The following is an 8,304-nucleotide window of genomic DNA, read 5'->3' on the forward strand; positions in this document are numbered from 1 at the left end:
CGGACCTCACGCTCCAACCGGTTAGCGAGCTGGGGCCGGGGGGCGTAGTGGCCGCGGCGCCCGGCCAGGGACGCCGGCGAGCCGGGCGTCGACGTCGGCCTGGACGTACGACCCGGCGCGGCGGGTGAGCTCGTCTCGGACGGCTTCGCCGCCCTCGCGGGGCCCGGCCTACTCCAGCGTGCCCAGCTCGCGCAGCGCCTGGAGTTCGTCTGCGGCCAGGTCCCCGTGCCGGAAAGCCTCCCGCTCGTCAAACCGGGCGTCCTCAAGGGCGCGGGCGCCGACAGCGGCGTCCATGCCCTGTCGGTAGGGCAAAGCATGGTGGTTGTCACCGATGCGGCGCGTTACCTGTCACCAGCGGCAAGCGAGGCAGGGACGACGTCACCGCGTCCGGCTTCTGGTGAGCAGGGTGCCGAGTGGCAGCCCTCGGTGATCACGGGCCATATTTCCCGTGCCCTACGCGAACCCCGCATCCTACGATCCCCTGGTACGACTGCTGCTGGAGGGGCGGGAATGCTTGAGGACATCGAGGACGGGACAGCGGCGGCAAAGCGGCTCGCGGGTGGTGCGCCGCTTCAAAGTACGCTGGATGTCGCTGACCCCGCTGACTGGCTCGCGCTGGACGCAGGAGTGCGTGAGGTGGCCTGGCACCGCCCGCACTTCCTGCCGGGGTGGGAGCACTCCGCTCCGCTGCCCGCCGACCTGACTCAGGTCGACGAGTCCCGGCTCGCACTCGCCCTCTGCCACCGCGACGGGCGGATCCGTCAGGAGGCGGTGCGTCAGTCGGTGCGGTACCCCGGTCTGCTGCCGTTGGTCGTGATCCGTTGCGCCGACTGGGTCGGCCCGGTGCGCGAGCACGCGCGGCTGCTGCTGTGCGAGGCCCTGGATGTGGATTCTGCCCTCGTCCTCGCGCCGCTCATCCTCCGTGTCGGCCGCCGCGACAGAGGTGTCTTCGGCGTCGATGTGCTCAGTCAGATCCTGCGCCAGGCATCCCCTGGCCAGCTGTCTGTTCTCTTCGCTGACCCCGACCGCATCGTGCGGCGGTTCGCGTACCGGCTGGCCATCGAGGGCCGACTGCTCCGTCCCGCCGAGCTGGCCCGTGCGGCCGCCGGGGACCAGGACACCGTGGTCCAGGACGTGTGTGCCACAGCAGCGCTCGCGGCTCCGGGGGATGAGGATGATTACGATGGGGTGTTGCTTCCACTGCTGTCCGCGCGCAGCCCGCGTGTCCGTTCGGCCGGCGTCACCGCGCTGAGACGGGCGGGGCGATCGAAGCAGGCGGAGCCGTTTCTCAGCGACCGTTCCGCGCTCGTGCGTGCTTGTGCCCGGTATGTCGTACGACAGCAGGGTGGTGACCCGGCGGCCTGGTATCGGGAGCGGTGCACGGCACCTCACGACCCGGAGTTGCCGCCCGGTGCGGTCATCGGGCTGGCGGAGTGCGGGAACCGCGCGGACGCCGGGTTGCTGCGGCCGCTGCTCACGCACCCGGTGGCCGGGGTACGGGCGCGAGCGGTAGCAGGATTGCGGACGCTGGACTGCACGGATGCGAAGCAGTTGCGGCCGCTCCTCGACGACCCTGCCGCCGGGGTCGTCCGTGAGACCGCCGCCGCCCTGCTGCCCTCGGCCAGGGAACTACCTGCCGACTGGCTGCTGGAACGCACCAGCTCCGAGCGGCCGCGGCACGTCCGCGTCGGTGCCTTCCGGCTGCTCGACGCGCGCGGCGGCATCGTGGCACTACGGGCGGCAGTCGGTCTGCTGGAGGACCCCGATGTGAAGCTGCGCACCTGGGCCGCACAATCAGTGCAGCGCTGGCATCCGTCCCCGGACGGTCGGCGCGGCGACGCGGAGGTGGCGGAACTGCTCGACCGGAGCCGGCATCTCTTCAGCGACCACATGCTGCGCAGGCGCAAGTGGGAAGCCGGGATGGACATCTGAGGCTGCACTCCGGCCTGGAACTCTGCTCAGCACTCGCCGCCCGGTGGCTCTGGTGACAACACGCCTGCCTTGGTGAAACTATCGTGCTTTGGCTTACGGATACGTTTCTAGCAGGTCTCGAATCCGGCCGGGAAAGAACCGGAACCCAATTTCCGAGACGTTTATGAAATCTGCGTGCAGGTCAACGGCGCGGATGCCTCATTGCGTGAAACACGACTCGGTGATGGCCTCCGCAACGATCGGATGCAGGTCTTCCTCCGTCGCACCGGCCTCCTGAAGCTCGAGGAGCTGCTTCGCGTAGGTGGGCCAGATCGCCGTGGTGATGCCGCGCTCACGGATGTCGTCCGAGCTGTCCGTGCAGGTGAATCCGAAGTACGCGGTGACCCCCACCATCATGCTGCTGGAGGTGACCGCTTGGTGCCGTGCCTGTGCTCTGGCCAGCCACTGCCACCCGGATTCCGTCTCCAGGCCGGTCCCCAGGCGCTCCTGTGGGGAGGTCGGCTTCCCGGCGCGGTAGCGCTCCACCGTGCGGCGCGAGGCGCTCAAGCGCTCCGCCAGGGCCTGCGTCGCCCCCCTTCACCCGCGTGAGAAGGAATTTCACCTGAGCCTACGCGGATTTCGGCACAGGCCGGGTGAACACCTTCCGCTCCGCCCGGACGAAGGCCTCCAGAACCTTGCTGGGGCCGTGGCCGGCTGCTGCTCTTGATCGCTCATGCGGCCAGTTCCCCATGGCGACCCTGTGGTCGGAGGCCGGTGCCCGGGCAGGTCGCGCCGGGCTTCGCTGTCCCGTCGTCCGTTCGTACGGTGGAGTATGACGATGTCGTTCGCTCCGGAACCGGTGCCGGTGCCCATCCGGTGCTGCTGCCCGGGGACCAGGAGGTCGTCGCCCGCCTGTGGTCCCGGCGCCAGGTGCCCGACGGCTGGAGGTACGAGTGGGCCTACCGGCGTACCGAAACGGCCCCGGGGACTCGGTGGAGCCTGCCGAGTGAGTACCGGGTCTGGGTGCGCACTCCGGACCATGTGCGGTCCGTGGACGGCGTCTCATACGACCAGGTGCCCACCGAGTACCTGCCGAAGCCGTCGCTGGTGGAGCAGGCACCCGGACCGAGCCGGCCGTTGGGCTGGGTGATGGCGAAGGCTGGCGGCCGCGGTCCCGGACGGGGCGGTGTCGTGCACGCCGTCAACTGCGACGAGGCCCCGGCCGGGGCGCCGGTGCCGACGCTGGAGCAGGCCCTGGACGTGACGCAGCAGCCGGGCGTCCCGCTGTGCTCGCTGTGCGGCGCGGCCGTTGAACTGGACCCCGTCCTCAAGGGCTTCGAGCACGGCTTCGGCGAACGGTAACGCCGACGCGAAGCGGCGTTGAACACGGCACGCGTGCATGAACATCCGCCCTCCCCCGCAGATACGCGAGCGAGCCCGGACCGATGCGGTCCGGTGTGACTGAGCGCTTCAGTTGGCGGATGAGCGCCACAGTTGGAGAAAGCCGCCGCATGCGGTCTGATCTCGACTGGACCAGGACACATTAGGGGTTACTCCGGGCGAGCGTCCGCTGCGCCGGATTTCGTTCCGTTGTACCAACCGCCCGTGGTGTCAGGAACTGCTGCACGGGCCGCGGCGAGTTGGAGGGCGACGCTGGAGAAGGCCATTGTGCGGATGCGGTCGCTCGCGGTGCCGTCGCGGGCGACGCAGGCCTGCATCAGGTCGAGCGTCCGCGGCACGGCCTCGTTCCACTGGGGTCGGTGAGATCAGCGAGCTCTTCATCGTGTCCCGTACTCGATGTCCAGGCGGAAGGTGCCGTACGGCTTGGCATTGGACGAGAACAGCGCGGTCAGGCCGCACCGGTGCTGGCCACTCAGCTTCTTCGCCCAGGTCCGGTCGAACGCTCCCGAATGCCGCGCAGTCGGCGATGGTGTTCGCGGTGGCTGGCCGGGGGCTACGGCGTGTAGTGACTGGCCTGTGCTCCCAGGACGTTCAGCAGGGCCAGGGCCTCGGCGCTGGGAGATCCCGGCGGCGCGGTGTAGAGCACGAGGTACTGGTCTCGGTCGGTGAGAGTGACGGTGTCGCAGTCGACGGTGATCTCCCCGACAGCCGGGTGGCGGAAGGTCTTCGTGAGCATGGGAGTGGTCTGTACGTCGTGCCGTTCCCAGAGGCGGGCGAAGTCGGCGCTGGCCTCGCGGAGTTCGCCGACGAGGCCGGTCACCGCGGGATCGGTGGGGTAGCCGGCGAGGGTGGCGCGAAGCTGCATCACGACGCTGAGGCGGAACTCGGCGGCGTCGGAGAGCCCGTAGGGCGTCGCATCGGCGCGCTGCCACCCGGGGAAGACCCGGCGCGCGAGGTTGCGGTCTTCGGGGGCGAGCAGGCCGAAGTCCTCCATGAGCGCGGCCGCGAGGTCGTTCCACGCGAGGACCTCGAACGCGGCGGACATCACGAAGCCGGCCGTCTGGGGCAGTCGTTCCAGGAGCGCGAGGATGCTCTGGCGGACGTCGCGCCGGTGCAGTCCGGTGCGGTTCGGCGCGGTGCCCGCGAGGACGTGCAGGTGGTCGGACTCTGCGTCGGTGAGCCGCAGCGCGCCGGCGATCGCGGCCAGGACGTCGCCCGAGGGGCGTGGCGCCCTGCCCTGTTCAAGGCGGATGTAGTACTCAGTGGAGATGTGCGCCAGGACCGCTACTTCCTCGCGGCGAAGACCTGGTGTGCGCCGGCGCGGGCCGGAGGGGAGGCCGATGTCCTGTGGGCGGAGCCGCTCGCGGCGGCTGCGGAGGAAGGCCCCGAGATCCTGCTTGTCCATATGGCAAGTGTGCGCGCAGCCCGGCGGCGGATCCTGGTACAGCCTGTGCCTGTATCCGGCGGGCAGCCGACCGGACGCTGTCGCCATGACGAACAACACGAACACCACCGACAGCGCACCCATCGGCCTGCTCAGCGGGAAGATAATTCTCATCACCGGCGCCAGCCGCGGCATCGGAGCGGCCGCGGCCCGGCTCTTCGCCTCCGAGGGCGCCGCTGTCGTGCTCGCCGCCCGCAGCACCGACGCCCTCGACCGTATCGTGAACGAGATCCGCGCCGACGGCGGCGTCGCCGGCGCCGTCACCTTGGACCTCGCCGACCCCGCGGCCGTCCGCGCCGTTGTTGACCACGTCGAAACGCTTCACGGGCGGCTGGATGGCGCCTTCAACAACGGCGCGGTTCCCCAGCGGCAGTACGGCCCGGTCGAGACCACCAGCGACGAGGACATCGACGAGCAGTTCGCCGTGAACTTCCGTTCGCACTGGATTGCCATGACCGCTGAGGCCGCGCTCATGCGGCGGGGCGGCGGCGGAGCGATCGTCAACACCTCGAGCATCGGCAGCCGCCGCGCGAACCCCGCCCTGCCCGCCTACGGCGCCATGAAGCGGGCGCTCAACAGCCTTACCGAGACCGCCGCGGTGAATTGGGCCGGTGACCGTATCCGGGTCAACGGCATCACCCCTGGTGGCACCTCCACGGAGATGATCGACACCTGGGAGGCGGCGACTCCCGGCATCGTCGAGCAGATGACCAAGTCGATCCCGCTCGGTCGGATGGCGGAGCCCCGGCAGATCGCCGAGGCGGCCGCGTGGCTGCTCAGCGACCGCGCCTCGTACGTGACCGGCGCGATCCTGCCGGTCGACGGCGGCGCCGGCGCCTGACAGGAGTGGCCCGAGTACTGATCCGCGCTCCAGGATGTGTCGACAACACCCAGACCACGTCGACAGAGCCTGCCTGAGCCGCGTCCGCGCCTGAAGGTGTGCAGAAGGCCGGCACCGACCGGGCCCCTTCCTCTGGCCACCCGAGCAGTAAGGAGAAGCCAGCGTCCACCAACCGGGAGGCTCACGTCGCCAAGTACAGCGATCCTCCGCCAACTGAAGGACTCAGTCACATCCGGGCTCGCGTGCTGTTCGGGGTGCGGCTGCTACAGCTCGTACTCGAGGTGCTCGATGTCCGTGAAACGGACATCTTCCAGGAAGCCGGCGCGGCGGCCGCTGTCCTGGAAGTAGACGTCCTTGAGTGCCTCGGCGGCGATCTGCTGGAGCTGCCGGTCGGTGGCGCCGGCCGCCTGGGCCTCGAAGAGGCGGGCGGCGTACTGAGGGGGCAGGGCGAAGGTCAGGTGCCGGATGCGGTCCTGGTCCGTCGACCCGATCGGTGCGGTATAGCCCATGCGGGCGCGGGTGTCGATGACGATGCCGCCGGTGGTGGCCGCCTTCTGTCGGGCCCTGGCCCGGATCTGCGGCTGCCAGCGCTTCTTCACTTCGCGCTCCATGCGTGCGGCGAGGTCGGGGCGGGGCTTTTTGATCTGGTCCTTCACGTACCGTTCGACGGTGCGCTGGGAGATCCGCATCATCTGGGCGACCGCCCTGGTGCCCTTGAGCTGCTTGACCAGGTAGCACATTTACGCACCCGCGCTCTTGGGTGCCGGGCGGGTGAAAGCCTTCTGCACCGCAGCCTCCGGGCAGTCCCCGAACAGGCTCATCGTGGCCTACTCCTACTCTCCGTTGTCGGCGTCGGTGACGGTGCCGTCCTTGATGTACCGGGCCAGGTTGAGCTCTGGCACATTGAACCGCTCCCGTACTTCCTCGCCCCACAGCACGGACTGGGTGCCTTCCCACTTCACGAGGTCGGGGTTGATGCCGAGCTTGAAGCCGCCGGACAGCGACTTGCCGTACCGGTAGGGCAGGAAGTCCAGCGGCGAGGGTCCGGCGACGGCGTAGACGACGCAGTCGGACAGGACCGCGACCGGGTACTGCCCGGTGAACGCCGCGTGCTTGACGATCTTGCGGTGCAGGTTGATGCGGGTGCGGGAGATGACCGCCGCCCGGATGTCCGGCCGCCAGGTCGGACGGGACAGGGCGCGCCACGGCTCGCCGGGCCGCCAGCCCTCCCCGCGCGGCCGCTCGCGCAGCTTGCCCAGCCCGCCCTTCACCGTCGCTTTGACCGCCGACACGACGATCGCCAGGTCCGGGTCATGGTGCTTGTAGCCGTCCATCGCCGCGAGGAAGTCGGTCGGCTCCATGTCCGTGTGCACGCCGAGGGCGGCCATCGTGGCGAGGAAGTCGTCCCGCAGCCGCTTGTACCAGCCGTCCAGGTACCGGCCGTTGTCGTACCGGACCCATGCCTCCAGCGGGAGTACCTCGTAGCCCAGCTCTGCCGCGTAGGCGACCGTGGGCGTGGCGTACCAGGCCGGATCCTCGGGCCGCTCACCCTTCGGCGCGAACGGACTCGGCAGCGGGTCGCCGTCCAGCTCCACCCACTCCTTGCCGACCTTCACGCGGGACAGGTCGACGTGGGACAGGTCGACCAGCCACGAGCCGGGCAGCTACGGGTCGAACGTGGGGGGCCTGGACGTGCGTCGCCTCGCCCAGACCGACGGTCAGCCCGTTGGCGCCGGCGGCGAAGGCCATGTTCACATCGATGCCGGCCAAGAAGCGCAGGGTGCACTCCGCGTCGGTCATCGGCCGCGCCCAGTCGTACGCCTCCTCGAACAGCTTCTCCGCCGGGCCCCGCATATTGAAGCGGGGCAGGTCCTTGAGGACCCGGTGGCCGTCGGGGACCTCGCACGGCGGCCAGTTCATCGGGTCGATCGGGTCCTTGCCGAGTGAGCCGGGGTTGTGCTCGGAGTACCGGCGGCCGTCGGCGTCCGGCTCGGAAGCGCGGGTCGGCGGGTGCAGCGCGGTCATCAGCTCCAGGCCGGTCACGGCGGTGGAGCCGCGCGGCGTCATCATGCGCGTGGCGTACACGCCCAGGACGCGGGCGAGCTCGGCCGGCGGGAGCTGCCCTGCCTCACCCCAGTGCCGGGTGTCCAACGCCCCCCCACGACGGGATGCACAGCCGCACGCAGGCCCGCTGCGAACCGGTGGCGGGGCGGTAGATCCGCGCCCACGGGCCGAACCCGCGTTCGGTCAGCTTCCACTCCGCGCGCGAGCTGCTTGACGGCCTTGTGGCCCTCCGGGATCCGGCCGGCGAGCCGCTCCTCGTCGGTGAGGGCGACGGGCAGGCCGTAGCGCTCCAGGACGGCCTCGGTGAGCACGAGCAGCGGGTCGGCGTCCTTGGCCGGCCCGGACAGCTTCGGCTGACCCAGCTTCGCCTCACGCAGCGTCCAGTCCACCAGGGCCGGGAGGCTTTTGGCGGGCACGTCCAGGACCAAGCCTCCGGTGCAATACGCCAGCACCTGCCCGTCCTCGCAGTCGATCACCGCGAGCGGACCGTTCTCGAAGTGCGGGTCGACGGCGGCCGCCAGCGCCGTGGTCTGCTTCGCCGCGCCTTCTTCGCACCCGGGCGCCGCGACGAAGGGGAAGGGCGGGTGGTGCTGCTCGCCACCGCCCTGGGGCGAGACGCCGGCACCACGGCGGGCGCGGGAGC

General features: G+C 70.3%; 6 protein-coding genes and 2 pseudogenes. 3 read left to right on the plus strand and 5 right to left on the minus strand.

Annotated features, from left to right (window positions below; genetic code table 11):
* Positions 1-168: 168 nt before the first annotated feature.
* Positions 169-294 carry a hypothetical protein gene (locus H5J33_RS37485; protein WP_258565118.1) on the minus strand — a complete coding sequence of 42 codons (126 nt, stop codon included), beginning with the start codon at positions 292-294 and terminating at the stop codon, positions 169-171.
* 216 nt (positions 295-510) lie between these two features.
* On the opposite strand from H5J33_RS37485, the gene H5J33_RS15495 reads away from it, so the two are divergent.
* A complete protein-coding gene (locus H5J33_RS15495) occupies positions 511-1,932 on the plus strand; it encodes a hypothetical protein (RefSeq protein ID WP_220212372.1) in 1,422 nt (473 codons plus the stop codon).
* A 198-nt stretch (positions 1,933-2,130) separates the two neighbouring features.
* On the opposite strand, the gene tpg (H5J33_RS37490) is transcribed toward H5J33_RS15495, so the two are convergent.
* Entirely contained in the window at positions 2,131-2,478 is a 348-nt protein-coding gene (gene tpg, locus H5J33_RS37490; protein WP_258565119.1) for a telomere-protecting terminal protein Tpg, read from the minus strand.
* Positions 2,479-2,736: 258 nt separating this feature from the next.
* Between tpg (H5J33_RS37490) and H5J33_RS15505 the strand changes: the two genes are divergently transcribed.
* Positions 2,737-3,273 carry a DUF6233 domain-containing protein gene (locus H5J33_RS15505; protein ID WP_309485411.1) on the plus strand — a complete coding sequence of 179 codons (537 nt, stop codon included), beginning with the start codon at positions 2,737-2,739 and terminating at the stop codon, positions 3,271-3,273.
* A 592-nt stretch (positions 3,274-3,865) separates the two neighbouring features.
* Here the strand turns inward: H5J33_RS15505 and H5J33_RS15510 are convergent.
* Positions 3,866-4,717, minus strand: coding sequence for a helix-turn-helix transcriptional regulator (locus H5J33_RS15510; RefSeq protein ID WP_181795498.1), 852 nt, complete (start codon positions 4,715-4,717; stop codon positions 3,866-3,868).
* Positions 4,718-4,802: 85 nt separating this feature from the next.
* Here H5J33_RS15510 and H5J33_RS15515 point away from each other — a divergent pair, with 85 nt between their 5' ends.
* Positions 4,803-5,597, plus strand: coding sequence for an SDR family NAD(P)-dependent oxidoreductase (locus H5J33_RS15515; RefSeq protein WP_181795499.1), 795 nt, complete (start codon positions 4,803-4,805; stop codon positions 5,595-5,597).
* 263 nt (positions 5,598-5,860) lie between these two features.
* Here the strand turns inward: H5J33_RS15515 and tpg (H5J33_RS15520) are convergent.
* A pseudogene (tpg, locus tag H5J33_RS15520) lies at positions 5,861-6,418 on the minus strand (telomere-protecting terminal protein Tpg).
* 12 nt (positions 6,419-6,430) lie between these two features.
* A pseudogene (tap, locus tag H5J33_RS15525) lies at positions 6,431-8,304 on the minus strand (telomere-associated protein Tap); the annotation flags it as partial.

Origin of the sequence: Streptomyces sp. WELS2, from assembly GCF_013870595.1 — a bacterium.
In the GTDB taxonomy this organism is placed as follows: domain Bacteria; phylum Actinomycetota; class Actinomycetes; order Streptomycetales; family Streptomycetaceae; genus Streptomyces.